This is a genomic window from Pseudomonas sp. ZS1P83 (assembly GCF_054897825.1).
On sequence record NZ_CM142706.1, the window covers coordinates 1783168 to 1801656 of the forward strand.

14 protein-coding genes are annotated in these 18489 nt (G+C 59.4%); 6 read left to right on the forward strand and 8 right to left on the reverse strand.

The window, feature by feature from the left end; translation table 11 throughout:
- Positions 1–5: 5 nt before the first annotated feature.
- Positions 6–1949 carry a response regulator gene (locus ACYZT0_RS08660; protein WP_462045458.1) on the reverse strand — a complete coding sequence of 648 codons (1944 nt, stop codon included), beginning with the start codon at positions 1947–1949 and terminating at the stop codon, positions 6–8.
- Between the two features lie 174 nt (positions 1950–2123).
- Between ACYZT0_RS08660 and ACYZT0_RS08665 the strand changes: the two genes are divergently transcribed.
- A complete protein-coding gene (locus ACYZT0_RS08665; protein ID WP_462046664.1) occupies positions 2124–2312 on the forward strand; it encodes a hypothetical protein in 189 nt (62 codons plus the stop codon).
- Positions 2313–2365: 53 nt separating this feature from the next.
- Here the strand turns inward: ACYZT0_RS08665 and ACYZT0_RS08670 are convergent, their stop codons facing one another.
- A complete protein-coding gene (locus tag ACYZT0_RS08670) occupies positions 2366–2887 on the reverse strand; it encodes a DUF4142 domain-containing protein (RefSeq protein WP_462045459.1) in 522 nt (173 codons plus the stop codon).
- A gap of 217 nt (positions 2888–3104) precedes the next feature.
- Here ACYZT0_RS08670 and ACYZT0_RS08675 point away from each other — a divergent pair, with 217 nt between their 5' ends.
- Both ACYZT0_RS08675 and ACYZT0_RS08680 read left to right on the forward strand, forming a co-directional pair.
- A complete protein-coding gene (locus ACYZT0_RS08675; RefSeq protein ID WP_348124847.1) occupies positions 3105–3347 on the forward strand; it encodes a hypothetical protein in 243 nt (80 codons plus the stop codon).
- A 110-nt stretch (positions 3348–3457) separates the two neighbouring features.
- On the forward strand, positions 3458–3718 hold the full coding sequence (locus ACYZT0_RS08680; protein WP_462045460.1) for a hypothetical protein: 261 nt from the start codon (positions 3458–3460) through the stop codon (positions 3716–3718).
- Between the two features lie 122 nt (positions 3719–3840).
- Here ACYZT0_RS08680 and ACYZT0_RS08685 read toward each other — a convergent pair whose 3' ends face one another.
- The 3 genes from ACYZT0_RS08685 to ACYZT0_RS08695 all read right to left on the reverse strand — a co-directional run bounded on the left by ACYZT0_RS08685 (position 3841) and on the right by ACYZT0_RS08695 (position 7042).
- A complete protein-coding gene (locus ACYZT0_RS08685) occupies positions 3841–4929 on the reverse strand; it encodes an SMP-30/gluconolactonase/LRE family protein (RefSeq protein ID WP_462045461.1) in 1089 nt (362 codons plus the stop codon).
- Positions 4926–6071 carry an SRPBCC family protein gene (locus ACYZT0_RS08690; protein WP_462045462.1) on the reverse strand — a complete coding sequence of 382 codons (1146 nt, stop codon included), beginning with the start codon at positions 6069–6071 and terminating at the stop codon, positions 4926–4928. The genes ACYZT0_RS08685 and ACYZT0_RS08690 overlap by 4 nt, the downstream gene beginning before the upstream one ends.
- Before the next feature lie 107 nt (positions 6072–6178).
- The gene (locus ACYZT0_RS08695) at positions 6179–7042 is read right to left on the reverse strand and encodes a LysR family transcriptional regulator (RefSeq protein ID WP_462045463.1); all 864 of its coding nucleotides are present in this window, start codon (positions 7040–7042) and stop codon (positions 6179–6181) included.
- Positions 7043–7172: 130 nt separating this feature from the next.
- On the opposite strand from ACYZT0_RS08695, the gene ACYZT0_RS08700 reads away from it, so the two are divergent.
- Positions 7173–9803, forward strand: coding sequence for an MGH1-like glycoside hydrolase domain-containing protein (locus ACYZT0_RS08700; protein ID WP_462045464.1), 2631 nt, complete (start codon positions 7173–7175; stop codon positions 9801–9803).
- 63 nt (positions 9804–9866) lie between these two features.
- Here the strand turns inward: ACYZT0_RS08700 and ACYZT0_RS08705 are convergent, their stop codons facing one another.
- From ACYZT0_RS08705 to ACYZT0_RS08715, 3 genes are all read right to left on the reverse strand, one after another.
- Complete coding sequence (locus tag ACYZT0_RS08705) at positions 9867–11714, reverse strand: amidohydrolase (RefSeq protein ID WP_462045465.1); 1848 nt, start codon at positions 11712–11714, stop codon at positions 9867–9869.
- A gap of 306 nt (positions 11715–12020) precedes the next feature.
- Complete coding sequence (locus ACYZT0_RS08710; protein WP_449643541.1) at positions 12021–12335, reverse strand: SCP2 sterol-binding domain-containing protein; 315 nt, start codon at positions 12333–12335, stop codon at positions 12021–12023.
- Positions 12336–12399: 64 nt separating this feature from the next.
- A complete protein-coding gene (locus tag ACYZT0_RS08715) occupies positions 12400–13110 on the reverse strand; it encodes a histidine phosphatase family protein (protein WP_462045466.1) in 711 nt (236 codons plus the stop codon).
- Positions 13111–13313: 203 nt separating this feature from the next.
- Between ACYZT0_RS08715 and sohB the strand changes: the two genes are divergently transcribed.
- Both sohB and ACYZT0_RS08725 read left to right on the forward strand, forming a co-directional pair.
- Positions 13314–14336 (forward strand): protease SohB, encoded by a 1023-nt coding sequence (gene sohB, locus ACYZT0_RS08720; RefSeq protein WP_462045467.1) that lies wholly within the window; start codon positions 13314–13316, stop codon positions 14334–14336.
- 191 nt (positions 14337–14527) lie between these two features.
- Positions 14528–18451 carry a leucine-rich repeat domain-containing protein gene (locus tag ACYZT0_RS08725; RefSeq protein WP_462045468.1) on the forward strand — a complete coding sequence of 1308 codons (3924 nt, stop codon included), beginning with the start codon at positions 14528–14530 and terminating at the stop codon, positions 18449–18451.
- Positions 18452–18489: the final 38 nt, after the last annotated feature.

Here is an 18489-nt window from a genome sequence, read left to right on the forward strand (position 1 = left end):
ATCTATCAGGCGCTATCGAGCGTACGTCGAACCTTGTCCAGCAGTTCATTGATCTGGAACGGCTTGATCAACATTTCCATGCCATCGCCGAGGAACACCTGACGGTTGATCGCGGTTTCGGCATAACCGGTCATGAACAGGATCGGCAGCTTTTCGCGCCAGCCCCGTGCCACATCGGCCAACTCGCGGCCGCTCATGCGTGGCAAACCGACGTCGGTCAGCAACAGGTCGATGGACTCGTCGTTTTGCAGGCGTTCGAGGGCTCCTTCGATGTCGCCCACCTGCGTGCAACGGTAACCGGCATCCACCAACACTTCGGCCACAAACATGCGCACCGACGGCGTGTCCTCGACGATCAACACATGTTTACCGGCACCCTGATGATCGACGGTGGCTGGCTCGGCGTCGCCGGCCGTGAGGTCGGAACTGGCCGGCAGCATGAGGGTGACTTCGGTGCCGCGCCGGGCGACGCTGCGGATGTGTGCATCGCCACCCGATTGCCGGGCGAAACCGTAGAGGGTCGACAACCCCAGCCCGGTGCCCTTGCCCAGCGGCTTGGTGGTGAAAAACGGGTCGAACACCTTGTCGATCACGCTGTGTTCGATACCGGTACCGTCATCGCGCACAGAAAACGCGACATACGCACCATCGGCCAGATTGGGGTCGCCATGGGAATAGGCGGCATAGGTGCTGACCCAAATGTTGCCGCCCTGGGGCAAGGCATCGCGAGCGTTGATCACCAGATTGAGCATCGCGCTTTCGAGCTGAATGGGGTCGACCAGGGCGATGGCGGGTTTAGAGGTCAATTCGAGTTTCAGGGCAATGCGCTCGCCGATGGTGCGCACCAGCAGTTCCTCAAGGGAACGCACGTGCTCGTTGATGTCCACGGGCCGGGTATCGAGTGGCTGTTGGCGCGCGAAGGCGAGCAGGCGATGGGTCAGGGACGCGGCACTCATGGCCGAGTTCAAGGCGGCTTCGGCGTAAAACTGAACCTTGTCGGTGCGTGAGGCGGCGATCCGTTTCAGAATCAATTCCAGGCTGGTGATGATGCCGGTCAGCAAGTTATTGAAGTCGTGAGCGATGCCCCCGGTCAGCTTGCCCAGTGCATCCATTTTCTGCACTTGCAGCAGCTGAGCTTCGGTTCGCGCGCGCTCGGCGACTTCTTTGGCCAACTGGGTGGTGGCGTCGTCAAGCCGCGCCCGGTGCGAGCGTTCGCGGTGACGGTGTTCAGTGACATCCTCGACAAACACCAGGCTCAGTTCCGGCGTGCGGTACGGCGAAATTTGCCACTCGGTTTCGCGAGCCTCGCCGTGGACCCGCATGCTCAGCGTGCCTTTCCATCGCTCGCCATAGGCCAGACGCAGGCGCAGTTCCTCGATGACGGCGTCCTGGTCTTCGGCAAAGCACTCGCGCAGGGCGTCCGGGTTGAGGTTGTCCTGAATCAGCTGCGTGAAGGCATGGTTGCATTCGTGCACCTTCAACTCAGCGTCCAGCACCGCGATGGGCGCCGACACATTGACAAAGATTTCCCGAAACCGCGCCTCGCTTTCACGCAGGGCATTTTCGGTTTCGCGTACCCGCAGCAAGGTGCGCAAGGTCGCGAGCAGTACATCCGGATCCACCGGGTGGATCAGGTAAGCATCGGCACCCGCGTTCAGGCCGGTGATGATGTCGCCGGTCTGGATCAAGGCCGCCGATACGTGAATCACCGGTAGCAGGGCGGTGGCGGGTTCGGCGCGCAGTTTGCGCACGATGTCGAAACCGCTCATGTCCGGCAAATTGACGTCGAGGATCAGCGCGTCGATCGCTACGCTGTCGATCAGCTCCAGGCCTTCGCAACCCGTGCCGGCTTCGAGCACTTCATAGCCGTGGCGCTCCAGGCGCCGGCGCAGGGCGTAGCGCGTGGCGACGTTGTTGTCGACGATCAGCAAACGGATATCACGCTTCATCGACGGGCTCCAGGGTGAGATGATCAGTCAGTGTCTATCACCTGAGCATAGTCAAAGGGTTGCGGCTTTTGACCTTGAATTTCCCTTGCGATGGAACCCTGTCCCCGGGGAGGCTTCGAATCTACAAAGCCCGACTGTTTCAGCCGCGCAATTGCAGTGACGAATGAGGTACTTATGAACGATGACAGTGGTCTTGAAGAAGACGCAAAAACCGCCGAACCGGAAAGCGCAGACAAAGCGGTTGATCAGAAGAATCTCCACACGGACAACGACAACGCGTTCAGCCCGGGTTTCAAGCCGAGTCCCGACCGGCCAAAATCTGGGGATGACACCGATGCCGATATCGACACCGATGGCGGCTAGTCAGGCCATTGAAAAAGGCCGCATCAAACGATGCGGCCTTTTTTGTGGGTGCGTTATTTGTTGGGGTGAGCAGCTTGGAGTTTTTTCGCCATATCCAGATGCTTCTCCAGCGCCGGCAGCATTTTTTGCGCGAAACCTTTCAGCTCCGTGGCGCCTTTGGTTTTGTCGTCTGTCACCGTATTGGCTTCTTTCTTGAATAGCTCGACGGTGTCTTCGTGAGCCTTCACCTGATTGTTGGCGTACGCCGCATCGAAGGATTCATCACGCATGTCGAGGATTTTCTCTTTCGCCTGCTTGACCAGCGTGGTGTTGTCCGGCACCTCGATGTCATTTTTTTTCGCCAGCGCCGCCAGTTCATCGTTGGCCTTGGAATGGTCGGTGATCATCATGTTGGCGAACTTCTTGATGTCCGCCGATGAACTTTTTTCCAGGGCCAATCGGCTCGTTTCGATTTCCGCGATATTGCTCGCGGCCGCGCCGTCGACGAAGTCATTGGAAGTGGCAGCGAAAGCCGTGCCCATGCTGGTACTCAAGGCAACGGCCAACGTGAGGTGGCGCAGGGTAAATCCGTCCATTGGTTATTCTCCACACAGGTTTTCATGGGCGATCGAGTGATCGTTAATCTGTGGAGGCCGACGAGTGGGCAAAGGTTTTATTGCGTTTGCGGCAGGGCGACGAACGGGCACCGCTGGTCTGATAGGCGGTCGACAGAACCCGCTAACCAAGGCCATTCTGATAGTTGGTGAACGCCATTGATCGCGTTTGCCTCCGATCAACAAACGGAGGTGTTCCATGCCGGTGCCACACGACCTTTATCAGGACCTCAAACTTTCAAAGGAAGATATCCAGCAAAAACGCACCAAGGATCCGTTACTGGATTCACTGATCAACAAGTATTCACAGGCGGACGCTGAGGTCGTAAAGGCTGAAACCGCCCAATCGGATGCGCCCAGCGATGACGCACTGAAGAAACTCAAGGAGAAGCGCGTGCAGGTTAAGCAAAAGATCGTTGATCGGCTCCAGACGCCGTCCTGACGCGCCCTGTCTGGTCACCGACGATCGGTGACTGAAAAAGAGGAACGGCGATAAATACCGGCACCTCGAATGTTCAGAGTCCGAATTTACGGCTCCATGCGAGGTGCCACATGACCGATCCACTCATCCCCGGCAAAGAAAAGTTCCCTAGTGAAGAGCAGGGTGGCTACGATCCCATTCCAACGCATCCCGAGCCTCTGAGTCCAGGACGCACTGCCGTCAATCCAGACGATGAGCCGGGCATCGACGAACTGCCGAACAATGAAGGTGCCATCCCGATGGATGAGGATGACTCCACCACCATGGACCCGGAAAGGGTACTGGAAGAAACCGACAATGCGGTGCGCGATAACGAGATGGATCCCCGTTGATATCGATCCTGATCCCTGTAGGAGCGAGGCTTGCCCGCGAAAGGAACACCGCGGTGCAACAGGGTCACTGCATTATCGTTCTTCGCGGGCAAGTCGGGTCGCCGCATCGCTCGCTCCTACATTTATTGCAGCGCGGTACTTAGCGGCAACCGCGCCATGTTTTTCGCCTTCAACGACCCGAAATACAACCACTCCCCATACTCGCGAACAGTAGTAATCGGCGAGTAGTTGTCGCGGCTACCGTCCTGCAAGTTGGCGATCACTTTACCGTCCAGATCCAGGCCTAGCGCGAAGGCGCGTTTCTCCACCGGTTTAGGCAGGACAGTCATTGCTCGCACGATCATCTTGCGCACGAATGGATGCGCCGCGGTGGCATCGAGCAGTGCGTTGCGTGGTGCATAAAGCGCTACCCAGAAGCGGTCGCGGCCATTGAACGCGAGGTTGTCCGGCAACCCAGGCAGGTTGTCGATGAACAGATCGTGGGTGCCGGTTTTCGGCCCGCTCAGCCAGTAACGACTGATGCGATAGGCACCCGTTTCGTTGACCAGCACAAAGGCATCGTCCGGTCCCAGGGTCACGCCGTTGGCGAACTCCAGCTTATCCAGCAAGACCGCCGTCTTGCCGGTCTGGAAGTCATAACGCAGCAAGCGGCCGTCACCGCCGTGCTCGATGATCGCTTCGCCGTCCTTGCCGTAGCCAAAGCGGCTGGAGGCATCACTGAAATAGGCGTAGTGCCCGGACTTGTCGATGGCCACGTCGTCGGTGAAACCGAAAGGCACACCATTGGCCGCTGTGGTCAATGGAATCAATCGGCCCTGGGCATCCAGTGACAGCAAGCCCTTGACCCCGTCTGCAATCACCAGCAGACCGTTGGGGTGACGGGCCAGGCCCAAGGGTCTGCCGCCCGTATCGGCCAGGACCTTGGTGACCTTGCCGTCGAGGCTTGTACGTATTAGTCGGCCGTCATGCAAACCCGTGATGAGGACGTCTTCCTCCAGCAGCAACGCTTCCGGTCCGTCGATATTCGCAGCGCCGACGCGCTCCACACCTTTGAGGCGCTGATTGTCGGCGTAGATTCCGCTGGTGAGGGAGGGCGCCGGCGGCGGGGTCCAGGCCACCGGTTGCACCTTGGTCGGCATCAGCAGCAGAAAGGCGCCGATGGCCACAATCACCAGCAACACCGAATGGCGAAACTTCACGGTTCGACTCACGCGCTGGCTCCCGCCGGGGCCAACTGTTTTTGCGCCTTCTCGCGCAACGCCAGCATCGACGCTGCCGACTCACGATCGATGCGTCGCTTGAGCAGCAGTCGGTTGGCAAGGCGCATCGCCAGGCCGCTGAACTGATACTCCAGGGTGCGGACAAAACGAGTGCTGTCGCCCAAAGCCTCGCACTCATAAGTCATCACTAAAGACAACCCGTGATCGCCACGGGCCCAGGCACTCCAGCGGCGTCCTGGCAGGTATTCGTTAACCTCCCAGATCAAGTGCCCGTCACGCCCGCCAGCCTTGATGTCTTCCTCAAACCGCGCCCCGGCAAACAGCGGCCCGCTCTGGCCATCAACCTTGAGGGACGATGGATGCCACTCCGGCCAACGGGTCACGGTGCTGGCGTAGGCGAGCACGTCAATCGGGTTTCCAGCAATATCGATCTGATGCTGCATGCGCGTCATGGGCGTTCTCGTCAGGTGCAGGTCGGTCGGCTCCGGTTCCCAATAGAGGGTGCCGAACAGGTAGTCCATCAGCGGGAAAACGATGTTGAAATTGCGTTCCTGCATCAGCTCACGACGGTGATGCAGTTCGTGCAGATGGCGCATCTGGCGGATCCACGGCAGACGTGTGACGGGGTTCTCGGGTGGCAGGTGCTCGCAGGCGTGGAACACTTCATAGGTCAGGTAACCGAGGACCAGGCAGCCGCCGAACATCCCGGCGACGTTGGCATCGAACTGCTTGAGCAGCCACCAGATGGGCAGGGTGATGACAACCGTGTGCAACACGATCAGCCAGGCCGGAAACAGAATCACCCGCCAGTCGCGGGCGCTGTCGTAGGTCATGTGCCCGGGGGCAAAAAAACTGTGGTGATCGCCTGCGTGGCGGGCATAGAACATCCGCGCGAAGCTTTTTTTGTGATGCCCGAGGTGCCGATGCACGCTGTAAACGCCAAAATTGAAGAACAGCAGGGTCAGCGGCATGGCCAGCCATTCCAGTGGCTGAACCTGATGCACGGTGCTCCAGAATCCGCCAATGGCCAGCAACCCGAACAGCAGCACAAAAGCGCCGTGCAGCCATGGGTTGTAGAGCGGATGAATATCAGCACGGTAGCGGGCGCGGAATCCTTCGGTGGTCTGCCTCACTGCGTTCACCTGTGGTTATTGTTATCTCCAGCAGATTAGACGATCCCGACGTTTCAGGCGGGGCGAACCATGAGGTCACAAGCGCCATGATCCGGTGCAAACCGGACTCAGGTCAGCGGGTTCCAGCGCTGCGACCAGTCATCGTCGGATTTGATCACTTCTCGCAGCAAGTCGAAGGCTCGTTGCAGGGTCGCCGAATCGCGGTCGCGGGAGTAAACCAGATAGGTCGGGTAGCTGAATTCCGGGGCTTTGGGCACTTGCTCCAGCACACCACTTTCCAGATAACTCTGGACCACCCGGGTGCGGAAGTAGCCGCTGCCGCCGTTTTCCAGAATGTACTGCAAGCCCAGTGGGCCGAGGTTGAAGCTCAACGCAGCTTTGGCTTTTTCCGGCAGGGCCGCATCGTGCTGGCGGCGGAAGTCCGGGCCCCAGTCGATGTACACGTAGGGATCGGGGCTTGCGGCGAGCTGGACGAGGACGAGTTTTTCTTCCAGTACCTGCTCGACTTGCAGGCGCGGCCAATACTCGGGCTGGTAGACCAGCGCCGCATCCAGAACCCCCAGTTCCAGTTGGCGCAGCAGGTTTTCACCGTCACGGATTTCCATCCGTAGTGCGTGGCTGGGAATCTTCTCGCGCAACTCGCCGGCCCAGTTGAGCATCAGCGGGTTGCACAGACTGACTTCGCCACCGATGTGCAGCACGTCGCGGTAGCCTTCGGGCAATGGCAAATCCCGTCGCGCCGCTTCCCAGGTTTCGACCAGTTGATTGGCGTAGACCACGAAGGCTTCACCGTTAGGCGTCAGACGGGCACCGGCGCGATTACGCACGAATAGGGTGCTGCCCAGTTGACTCTCGAGTTTCTGCACGCGCGCAGTGATCGCGGTCTGGGTGACGTGGAGTTTTTCGGCGGCTGCGGCAAGGCTGCCGTGGCGGACGATTTCCAGAAAGGTGCGGGCGAGATCGATGTCCATGGGGCGGCCGGTGTTGGGAGTGGACGCATTGTAAGAGCACTCCCCACCTGTGGCGAGGTGTCACAGGTTTCACGTTGCTGGCGGGGCGTGCGCACTACACTGCAAACGTCTCTCGCCCAACGGACTCACCATGACAGCCAAACCCGCTGCGAACATCCAAGGCACTGTCGAAGGCCAGCGCCTGGTCGGCAGCGAGGCCGATGCCTGGCGCGAATGGGGGCCTTATCTGAGCGAGCGCCAATGGGGCACGGTGCGCGAGGACTACAGCGCCGATGGCGATGCCTGGCGCTATTTTCCCCACGACCATGCCCGCAGTCGGGCCTATCGCTGGGGCGAGGACGGGCTGGCGGGGTTTTCCGACAAGGCCCAGCACTGGTGTCTGGGATTGGGGGTATGGAACGAGCGCGACCCGATTCTCAAGGAACGTCTTTTCGGCTTGAACAATGCCGAGGGCAATCACGGCGAAGACGTCAAGGAACTGTATTTCTACGTCGACGGCGTGCCGAGCCATGCCTACATGCGCATGCTCTACAAATACCCTCAGGCCGAATTTCCCTACGCTGACCTGATCGCCGAAAACGCCCGCCGTGGTCTGGCGGATACCGAGTACGAAATCCTCGACACTGGCGTGTTTGAGGACGACCGATACTTCGACGTGACGGTGGAATACGCCAAACACGCGACGGACGACATCTTAATGCGCGTCACGGTGCACAATCGCGCCGATCAGCCAGCGCGTTTGCACGTAGTGCCTCAGCTCTGGGCGCGCAACACCTGGAGCTGGATGGCCGATGGGCAGAAACCGAGCCTGACGCTGGACGGCGATCAGGTTCTGGCCCGGCACCCGCAACTGGCTGACCGGCAGGCCAGTGCCTGGGGTGAGGAGGACTGCGAATGGCTGTTCTGCGAAAACCAGAGCAACTTCCCCAGGCTCGAGGGTGTGGCGGCGAACGGGCCGTTCAAGGACGGGATCAACGATTTCCTGGTCGATGGCGTCAATGACGCGATCCGCCGTGACACGGGAACGCGGGTGGCGGCGCATTTCGTATTGGCATTCGAGGGTGGCCAGAGTCGCAGCGTTTATCTGCGCTTCGCACCGTCAGGTGCCACTCGGGTAAATGCCAAGGCGCTGTTCGACCGTCGGCGCGCCGAGGCCGACGCGTTTTACGCCGCGCTGCAAATCGGGATCAACGACCCGGATGCGCGCAACGTTCAACGCCAGGCCCTGGCCGGATTGCTGTGGTCCAAGCAACTGTATTACTTCGACGTCAATCAGTGGCTCGACGGTGACCCGGCGCAACCTGCGCCTCCGCCCGGGCGCTCGCACATTCGCAACACCCATTGGCGGCACCTGTCGAATTTCGACGTCGTCTCCATGCCCGACACCTGGGAATATCCGTGGTACGCCTCCTGGGACCTGGGCTTTCAGGCAGTGGCCTTCGCGCTGATCGATCCGGGGTTCGCCAAACATCAGTTGTTGCTGCTGGTCAAAGACCGCTTCATGCACCCCAACGGCCAGTTGCCGGCCTATGAATGGCGCTTCGACGACGCCAACCCACCGGTCCACGCGTGGGCCTGCTGGCGGGTGTATCAGCAGGACAAGACGCTGACCGGGGCAGGGGACATGGATTTCCTCGAGCGGATTTTCCATAAGCTGCTGCTGAATTTTTCCTGGTGGGTGAACCGCAAGGACGCCGAGGGTCGTAACCTGTTTCAGGGTGGCTTCCTCGGGCTGGACAACATCGCACTGTTCGACCGTTCGGCGATGTTGCCACCCGGCTACCAACTCGATCAGGCCGATGGCACGGCGTGGGTCGCCGCTTATGCGCTGGATCTGATGCGCATCGCCCTGGAACTGGCCAAACGCAACAGTGTGTACGTCGACATCGCGGTGAAGTTCTTCGAGCATTTTCTCTACATTGCCGGGGCCATTAATCGTGTCGACTCTGACGCTGAAGGTCTGTGGGACGAACAGGATCGGTTTTTCTACGACGTGCTGCATCGCCCCGACGGCGTCAACGAACCGCTGCGCCTGCGCTCTATCGTCGGTCTGATGCCGCTGTTCGCCGTGCAGGTGCTGGAGCAGCACGAGCACGAGGGTTTGCCTGGGTTGCGGGAACGCCTGCTGGGTTTTATGCGCCATCGACCGGATCTGGCCAGCCTGGTTTCGCGCTGGACCGAACCGGGTGAAGGCAACCGGATGCTGCTGGCACTGTTGCGCGGCGAACGCACCAAGGACTTGTTAAAACGCATGCTCGACGAGGGCGAGTTTCTCTCTGAATTTGGCATTCGTTCGCTGTCCAAAGCCTTCGCTGAACGGCCCTTTGGCGCGCAGATCAATGGTGATCGGCTCTGTGCCCGTTACGAACCTGCGGAATCGGGTTCGCGGCTGTACGGCGGCAACTCCAACTGGCGTGGGCCGGTGTGGATGCCGATCAACTACATGTTGATCGAATCCTTGCGCGAGTTTCACCGTTACTACGATCAGAACTTCTCAGTGGAATACCCCACGGGGTCAGGTTATCTGGCCTCGCTGGAGGAGGTTGCCGATAGCCTGAGCCAGCGTCTGACCCGATTGTTTTTGCGCGATGAAGAGGGCAGTCGACCGTCGATGGCGGCGTATCCGCAATTACAGGCTGATCCCGCCAGCCGCGACCTGGTGTTGTTCCATGAGTATTTTCACGCAGAGACCGGGCGTGGTCTGGGGGCCAGTCATCAGACGGGATGGTCGGCGCTGGTGGCGTTGTTGTTGCAAAATTGATTGATTCACTCGCCAGCACTGTCGATCCCACTTTGGATCGACAGTGCTGGCGAGAGTCATCGTTCAAAACGCAAAACACGAACAGCCAAACGCTCCCCAGAATCCCTGAAAGTCACTGACCGGCGCCGACGACAATCGCGCCCGTTCATGGCTATGGGCATGCACCGCGCACGCCCCGACACATTGATGAACCTGCGCCGTCAGCGGTGCCAGGGGTTTCCAATGGCCTGGTACTTTGGCGACGGGCGACCACTCAGGCACCACCGGGATTGGCGGCGGCCCAAGTTTTTCGAACTCGACGCTGCCGTAGACGATCTTGCCGTCGACAATGGTCAGCACCGATTCGATCCATTTGACGGCCTCATCCTCGATGTGGAAGTAGTCCGCCGACAGCGCAATCAGGTCCGCCAGTTGTCCAACCTTGATCTGGCCTTTTTTGCCTTGCTCGGAGGAAAACCAGGCGCTGCCGTGGGTGAAGAGTTCCAGCGCGGTATCGCGGCTCAAGCCTTGCGGGTACAGCGCCAAACCACCAACGGTGCGGCCGCTGACCAGCCAATACATCGAAGTCCAGGGGTTGTAGCTGGACACGCGCGTGGCATCGGTGCCGGCGCCGACCGGTATACCCTCGGCCAGCATTCGGGCGATGGGTGGCGTGTGTTCGGCAGCCTTGGCGCCGTAACGGTCGACAAAGTATTCACCCTGGAATGCCATGCGATCCTGTATCGCGATGCCACCGCCGAGAGCTTTCACCCGTTCGATGTTTTGCGGGGTGATTGTTTCGGCGTGGTCGAAGAACCACGGCAAACCTTCGAACGGAATGTCGCGGTTAACCTTCTCGAACACGTCGAGCATGCGGCTGATGGATTCGTTGTACGTGGCGTGCAAACGGAACGGCCAGCGCTGTTCCACCAGATGGCGGACCACAGGTTCCAGTTCCTGCTCCATGGTTTGCGGCAGGTCGGGGCGTGGCTCGAGGAAGTCCTCGAAGTCTGCCGCCGAGAACACCAGCATTTCTCCGGCACCGTTGTGCCGTAGAAAGTCATCGCCCTGACCGTAGTGGGAGGTGCTGGTCCAGTTCTTGAAGTCGGTCAGCTCTTCCTTGGGTTTCTGCGTGAACAGGTTGTAGGCAATGCGCACCGTGAGCTGTTCGTCTTTAGCCAGTTGTTGGATGACTTGATAGTCGTCCGGATAATTCTGATAGCCGCCGCCGGCATCAATGGCGCTGGTGACACCGAGGCGATTGAGTTCACGCATGAATTGGCGGGTCGAGTTGACCTGATATTCCAGCGGCAGTTTCGGCCCCTTGGCCAGGGTCGAGTAAAGAATCATCGCGTTAGGGCGGGCGATCAACATGCCCGTCGGGTCGCCATTGGCATCGCGCTGGATTTCGCCACCCGGCGGGTTCGGCGTGTCGCGGGTATAACCGACCACTTTCAACGCGGCGCGGTTGAGCAGGGCACGGTCGTAGAGGTGCAGGACGAACACCGGGGTGTCCGGCGCAGCCTTGTTCAGTTCGTCGAGGGTCGGCAGACGTTTTTCGGCGAACTGGAATTCGTTCCAGCCACCGACCACCCGCACCCATTGCGGCGTGGGTGTGCGATCGGCTTGGTCCTTGAGCATGCGCAGCGCGTCGACCAGTGAGGGAACGCCTTCCCAGCGCAGCTCCAGGTTGTAGTTGAGGCCACCACGGATAAGGTGCAAGTGCGAGTCGTTGAGACCGGGAATCACCGTGCGGCCGTGCAGATCGATAATCTGTGTGCCAGGGCCTTGCAGGGCCATGGCCTGGGCATCGCTGCCGACCACCACGAAGCGTCCGTCCTTGATCGCGACGGCACTGGCCTGAGGTTTTTTGCGGTCGACGGTGTGCAGGCGTCCGTTGTACAGGATGAGGTCGGCGGGGGCGTCGGGCATGGTTTTACTCCCTGCGGTTAGAGGGCTGATCCAGGCACCGACGGCACCTGCCGAAAGGCCTTGCAATACACGGCGGCGGTTAAATCCGTCGTGGTCGTCAGGTGGGCTCATGGGCAGTGCTCCGCGCAAAGGCTCTTCACAAAAGAAGCGAGGGCAAACAGCCGATGTCTGACGCATGCGGCCAGAAGGAATATAGACGGCAAATCCACAGGCAGCCGTTTTCCGAGGCCGAAAAACGACGAATCCCGCCTCGAGGGGCGGGATTCGTTTGCAGCCAGGCATGCCCCCGAAGGTCGGGAGCGGCGCTTAGGCCGGGAACAGCTCGGACAGTTTCATGGCCAGCATCATGTCGCCTTCAGCGCGCAGTTTGCCGCCCATGAACGCTTGCATGCCGTCGGTCGAACCGTCGACGATGCCTTCCAGGGTTTCGCCGTCCATCACCAGAGTGACCTGGGCGTCCGGGTTTTCGCCTTCCTTGAGCTCGCAGGTGCTGTCTTTAACGATTAGCGAGAAGTTCTTGGTGTCGTCGATGCGGAAACCGAATACCAGGTCCAGACCGGCAGCAGCGGCTGGGTTGAACTTGGCTTTCATTGCTTGTACGGCATCAGCTACGGAGGTCATGGTTCGATCCTTTCTTGGGTAATTAGAGCTGGGTGAATACAGCCAGGGTCACAGTAGTCCGGACTCAGCGAAACGTGATGAGTTCGGGGGTCTTCAACAGTTGCAGGTGCGCATGACTGTTGAAAGAAGACAGAGCCACCTCGCGACCACGAAACTTCAGCAGGTTGAGCGAGGTGTTGACGATTTGCCAGTTCAGTTCAAATGCCTGTTTTGCCGGCATTTGCGTAATAAGGTGGAGCAGGGCGGTGATGGTGCCGCCGGAAGTGAACACGGCGATTTTCTGAGTGTTGTCGGCGCTTTCGAGGACTCTCTGGAGACCGGCCTGCACTCTCTCGACGAAGCCCAGCCAGCTTTCCAGCCCCGGTGTGTCATAGGTGCCGGCGAGCCAGCGTTCGATGATCAGGGCGAAGATCCGCTGGAATTCGCTACGGTTTTGCGCGGCGTTACGCAGGATCTCCAGGGCTTGCGGCTCGTCCTGCAACATGGCCGGCAGCAGCGCGCGGATCACCGCGTCGGCGTCGAACTCGTTAAAGGCGGAATCAATTTCCAGGGTCGGCACCGGCTGGCCCACGGCAGAGAACTGTTCCAGCGCGCTGGTGGCTGTATGCTGCTGACGACGAAGGTCGCCGGAGAGGCAGCGATCGAAGCTGATACCCAGCTCAGCGAGGTGCTGGCCGAGGACTTCTGCCTGGCGAATACCGGTCGGCGACAGGACGTCATAGTCGTCTGCACCAAAGGAGGCCTGGCCATGTCGAATCAAATAGATACTGCCCACGTCCGCGTCATCCCGGTACGTTGAAGGTTCGGCGAGGTTATGAGGATGACGGTGAGCTGTCAATGAAAAAACATACGCTTGTTTGAAATGCCCGTTACAGGCCTGTTGCCAGAGGTTTCACGGCTGGCCGCCGAGCCGGTGCATGGGTATGCTGGAGGTATCCCGCGCGCGTTTTTGCAGCGCATCGTATTAAAGGAGTCCCTGTGGAGTTTTTTGCCGAGTACGCAGTTTTTCTGGCTAAGACCGTGACACTGGTGATCGCCATTCTGGTGGTCCTGGCCAGTTTCGCGGCGTTGCGCAGCAAAGGTCGGCGCAAGTCGGCCGGCCAGTTGCAAGTCAGCAAACTCAATGATTTCTACAAAGGGCTGCGCGAACGCCTGGAGCAAACCTTGCTCGACAAGGACCAGCTCAAGGCCTTGCGCAAGGTCGAGGCTAAATCCGAGAAAAAGCAAAAGAAAAAACCTGACGCCAAACCTCGGGTGTTCGTGCTGGATTTCGACGGCGACATCAGGGCATCCGCTACTGAAAGCCTGCGTCATGAAATCACGGCGCTGCTGACCCTCGCCACGCCCAAGGATGAAGTGGTGCTGCGCCTGGAAAGCGGCGGCGGCATGGTTCACAGCTACGGCCTGGCGTCCTCGCAACTGGCGCGTATCCGTGATGCCGGTGTGCCGTTGACCGTGTGCATCGACAAGGTCGCGGCCAGCGGCGGCTACATGATGGCGTGCATCGGCGAGAAGATTATCAGCGCGCCGTTCGCAATTCTCGGCTCGATCGGCGTCGTGGCTCAGTTGCCTAACGTCAACCGCCTGCTGAAAAAGCACGACATCGACTTCGAAGTGCTGACCGCCGGCGAATACAAGCGCACCTTGACGGTGTTTGGCGAAAACACCGAGAAGGGCCGCGAGAAGTTCCAGGAAGACCTGGACATCACTCACCAGTTGTTCAAGAACTTCGTTTCCCGCTATCGCCCGCAACTGGCCATCGACGAAGTGGCCACCGGCGAAATCTGGCTCGGCGTCGCGGCGCTGGACAAACAACTGGTGGACGAGCTCAAGACCAGCGACGAATACCTCGCCGAACGGGCGAAAAAATCCGAGCTTTATCACCTGCACTACGCCGAACGCAAAAGCCTGCAAGAGCGCATCGGCATGGCGGCCAGTGGCTCAGTGGATCGCGTGCTGCTGAGCTGGTGGAGCCGGTTGACGCAGCAACGCTTCTGGTAAAGCTTCACTGCGCACCCTTGAACAAATGAAGCCGTGGCGTCCGCCGCGGTTTTTTTTTGACTGTCATCTTCGAATTACCCACTGCCCTCAACCATCAGCGAATTCTCCTAACTGCGCTGACGATCCTTCCTGCTGTCGATTCAAAAATAGTGGCTTATGGTGCTGTTACTTATGTTTGCAATGGAATGCATATGAATGACCACTTGCGTGACAACGTTACTGCACCGAGTTCGCCCGTCCTGCCGATGCGTGAAGAACTGAAGTCGGCAGTGAACACAGCGCTGCCGCAATCTCCCGAACAGTTCGGCGCACAGTTGATCAAGGAAAAGTGGGGGCCGGGCATTGAGCCGCAGACGACTTTGTTGGTAACGCTCGACTACAACTACCATGGGCATCCCTATCAGGACGGAAGCCAGCAAGGTCGGGTGGCAAACTCACAGACACTGTTACAGGCACTGCTGTCCAACTATCAAAACGTCGGCGACGGTCGTTTCGGCGAAACCGCATTCGGCCTGTACACACCGCCCGAGGTCGGCCCTTGCGTTCGCATCGTGGCCAATGCCGATGAGTTCGCCTACCACGGCAGCGGCAACCACGAAACCTACGAAGGCATCTACCGTCAGACTGTGCCACAAGCCTTCGGCCCCACCACGCAAATCGCCCTCAGACCAGCCGATTTCAAGCGATGGGTGTGGACACTGGATCTGCAGACTCACTTCCAGGATTATCTCGATCATGCCTGGCCCGCTGATGAGCGGATCGTGCGGGCCGAACCGTACGCGCTGAGAACGTCGGTCAAGGCAGCGTTTATCATGAGTGCCTGCCTGCAATATCAGGAAAGCAGTCTGAGCCATGAGGGCCTGGCGCTGGCAATGCAGGCCGGCGGATTGCCGGCGGATCAAACCTGGAGCGCGTTGACCACCACCGATCTGCAAGCCCCGACCCGCGTCAGTGCGCAAGTCGAGGCCAGTCGCCTAACGATCTATCGCTACACCTCGACTGATATCTGGTGCTTTCGCCAACGGGCCGGCAGCAGGATCTTGTTGTACATCCCGGCGAACTCCTCGCCGTTGCATGAGTTTGTCGACGTCCACCACTTGCGCGAATGGGTCGTGGCGCAAGCAAAGGGGGCTGACACAAAACACGCCCTGGCCGCGCACTTTGATGATGATGACCGTGAGGACGGCACCTTTCACGCGGGAGTCTTGACTGCATTGGAGGGGATGGCGATCTACCCGAGAAAACACAGGCTGACCAATAACGCCGGTTTCTTTAACGATGACGGCTATTGGGAACCGCAGGATTACATCGACTTTGAGCGTGCGTCCGCCGCAGTCGATCCGTTTTCGCAACTGGTGTTGACCATGAAGCGGGCGGCCATGGCCAGCGTCAAAGCCATCCGTGACGATGCTCAGGTCAATCGAGACAATCTGAGTGCGGTAGTCGAACCGCTGGTGCGGTGGATCAACCAGTTTGGTCCGTTGGCACTGTTTGTTCCCGGTGGCGAGGGGTTGTTGGCGCTGGCCGGGCTTATCGATGCCGGCTATGGCATCAATCAGGCAGTCAACGGCCAAACCGCCGAAAAGCGTTCCGAAGGTGTGACGCGCACCGTGTTCGGCTTGCTCAATGCGCTACCGTTGGCCGGGGCAGTCGCGGCTCTCAAGGACGAAGGCGCAAGCGCGGGCAGAGTGGCTGAAACACTCCACGAATCCTCGGAGCCCGTCATCGAACTGAGCAGCGAGCGTCTGCCCGACGCGTCGTCTCTCCTCACCCCCGGGCAAGCGGCGACGTCGGTGCTGACACGGTTGGAGCTGATTCGTGGTGTGTGCGCCCCGTTTGCTTCGTTCAGCGATGAGGTGCTGGGCCAGATCGCCAGAATCAGTACCGTCGACGACGACATTTTGCGCCTGATGCAGGTCGGGCGTGCGCCGACTCCGCTGCTGGTCGACACCATCAGCCGATTCAAGCTCGATCAGGCGCTTGAAGCGATTGCCGATCCGGCAGCGCGAGCGCAATTGTTCAATACGCGTTATCAGGCACTCCAGCAGTCGGAGCACGAATGGGTTCGGTTGTTTCAACGGGAGTATCCCGGTTTGCCGAAAGCCGTCGTGGAGCAGATCCTGGACCGCTCGGGAGTCGAAATCGTCCGGCCGGTCGATGCTGTCGAGGCGCTTCAGGTGTTCAAGCGCCTGGACGGCAAGGCCCGACAGTATCAAGGCCACGTTAGACTCAATCGCGCCTATGAGAGTCTTTACTTGCACTCGATCGATCACCCCGAATCCGACATCCTCGCCCTGCATTCACTTGGGCGCTTACCCGGTTGGCCCAGGCGCTTGCGAATCGAAGTGCTTGAGGGTTCGATCAGTGGCCGGGTACTGGATCGCTGCGGCCCGCTCGATTCGCCGGACTGCCGTCGGTTGATCAAGACCGGTAACCGCTATCGAAATGCTGCAGCGGCGGATACCGCCACCGCAACGTCGGATTTGTTTTGCGCGCTACTCGGTGCGTTGTCTGTCGAGGAGCGCGAGGCGCTGTCCTTGCGCTCGCTGGATCAGGCTTACGAGTTACGGCTTCGACTCGGTGAACGGGCAATCACGCGTTCCGAGCTGATGCTTGGGTTGGAGCGGATGGATAGCGGGTTGCCCTTCGAGCCCCAGGGTTTGCTCGGCGGCGGATTTCCGCACACCCCGCAAGCTGCGGCGCTGACCCATGAAATGATGCGGTTGCAGGTCAAGGATCTTTATCCGGATTTCACCAACGTCCAAGCCGATGAACTGCTTCGAACGGCGGGCGCCGGGGCTCATGCACTTCTGAACAGTCTGAAGTTACAGTTGCAGCAATTGCGCATTGATTTGCGCTATTGGGTCGACCAGTTATTGCTGGATGTCGATGATATGGATGTGGAATTCCTCGCCCTGGGCGATGAAGACGCGGCGGGCATGAACGCTCAACAGGTGGCGGCGCATAATGTTGAAATGTTGCAGCACGTGATCGACTACGAACGCCAGACCCGCAACGAACTGGCCGACGAATTGATCGCCATCTGGCAAAAGCGTTTGGCTCTCACCGATCGCGTCCTTTCTGGCGAGGGGGTTGCCGGCTTCAGACTCAATCTGGATTTTGAGGACTATCACCGGTTGCCGGTGATGAATGTTCGTTTCGACGAAGTCATCGAGCTGTCGATGCACGGATTGCACCTGATCGAGCGCGAGAGCCTGAATGCGTTTCTGGAGAGTTTCCCGAACCTGCACTCCCTGAATCTGAAAAATGTCGACCTGCGCCGCCTCAACCCCGCTGGCGAGCTGGAAAGTGAGCTGCCCTCGACGATTCGGCGGATGACCCGGCTCGAAACACTGAACCTCAACGCCACGTTTCTAGCGTTCAAAGAGGACACTGCCGGGCACTTATGCGACCTGCTCAAATTGCAAACGCTGGACCTGAGTGAAAACCCGTTGACCGTCCCGCCTGTGGTGCTGGGCTTGAACGATTTGCGCGTTCTAAACCTGAGAAACACCGGAATTACCCGGTGCCCGGTCGGCGTTGCCAATGACTCGTATTTGACCTCGCTGGACCTGCGCGACAACCAGATCACTCGGATTCCCGACGCGATATTGAATCAGCCTGTCGCCTGGGAACGGATACGACTTTGGGGCAACCCGCTGACAGATGAAGCTACGTTAATACGACTGGTCGAGCATCGTGAGCGCACCGGCATCAATCTCTGGCTGAGCGAGCCGGGCGTTGATTATGGAAGCGCGATACCGTGGCTGGAGGAAGGTGACGAGCTATTGCGGACATCCCGGCAGGAGATCTGGCAGCGGTTGGCGGCAAAACCCTCGGGTGGTGTGTTTCTGCGGGGCATGGACGGATTGAGCCTGACGGCGGATTTCCGCGTTGGTTACTGGTTGCTGCAAGCCCGGGTATGGCGACTGATGCGTGAAGCGGATGCTTCAGAGGAATTGTGGGGCTGGCTGCGTCAATGTGTCGAAACGACGCTGGCCGACGCGGAGAATCCATTCAGGTTGTTCAACATTCTGGAAGATCGGGCGCGCCTTTACAGCAACTGGGTGGCCATGGGACGGCCAATTCCGCTAGGGGAGCATCCAGAACCTTGAGAGGAGGGGAAACGCCTTGAACCTCCGGATGGAGGTTC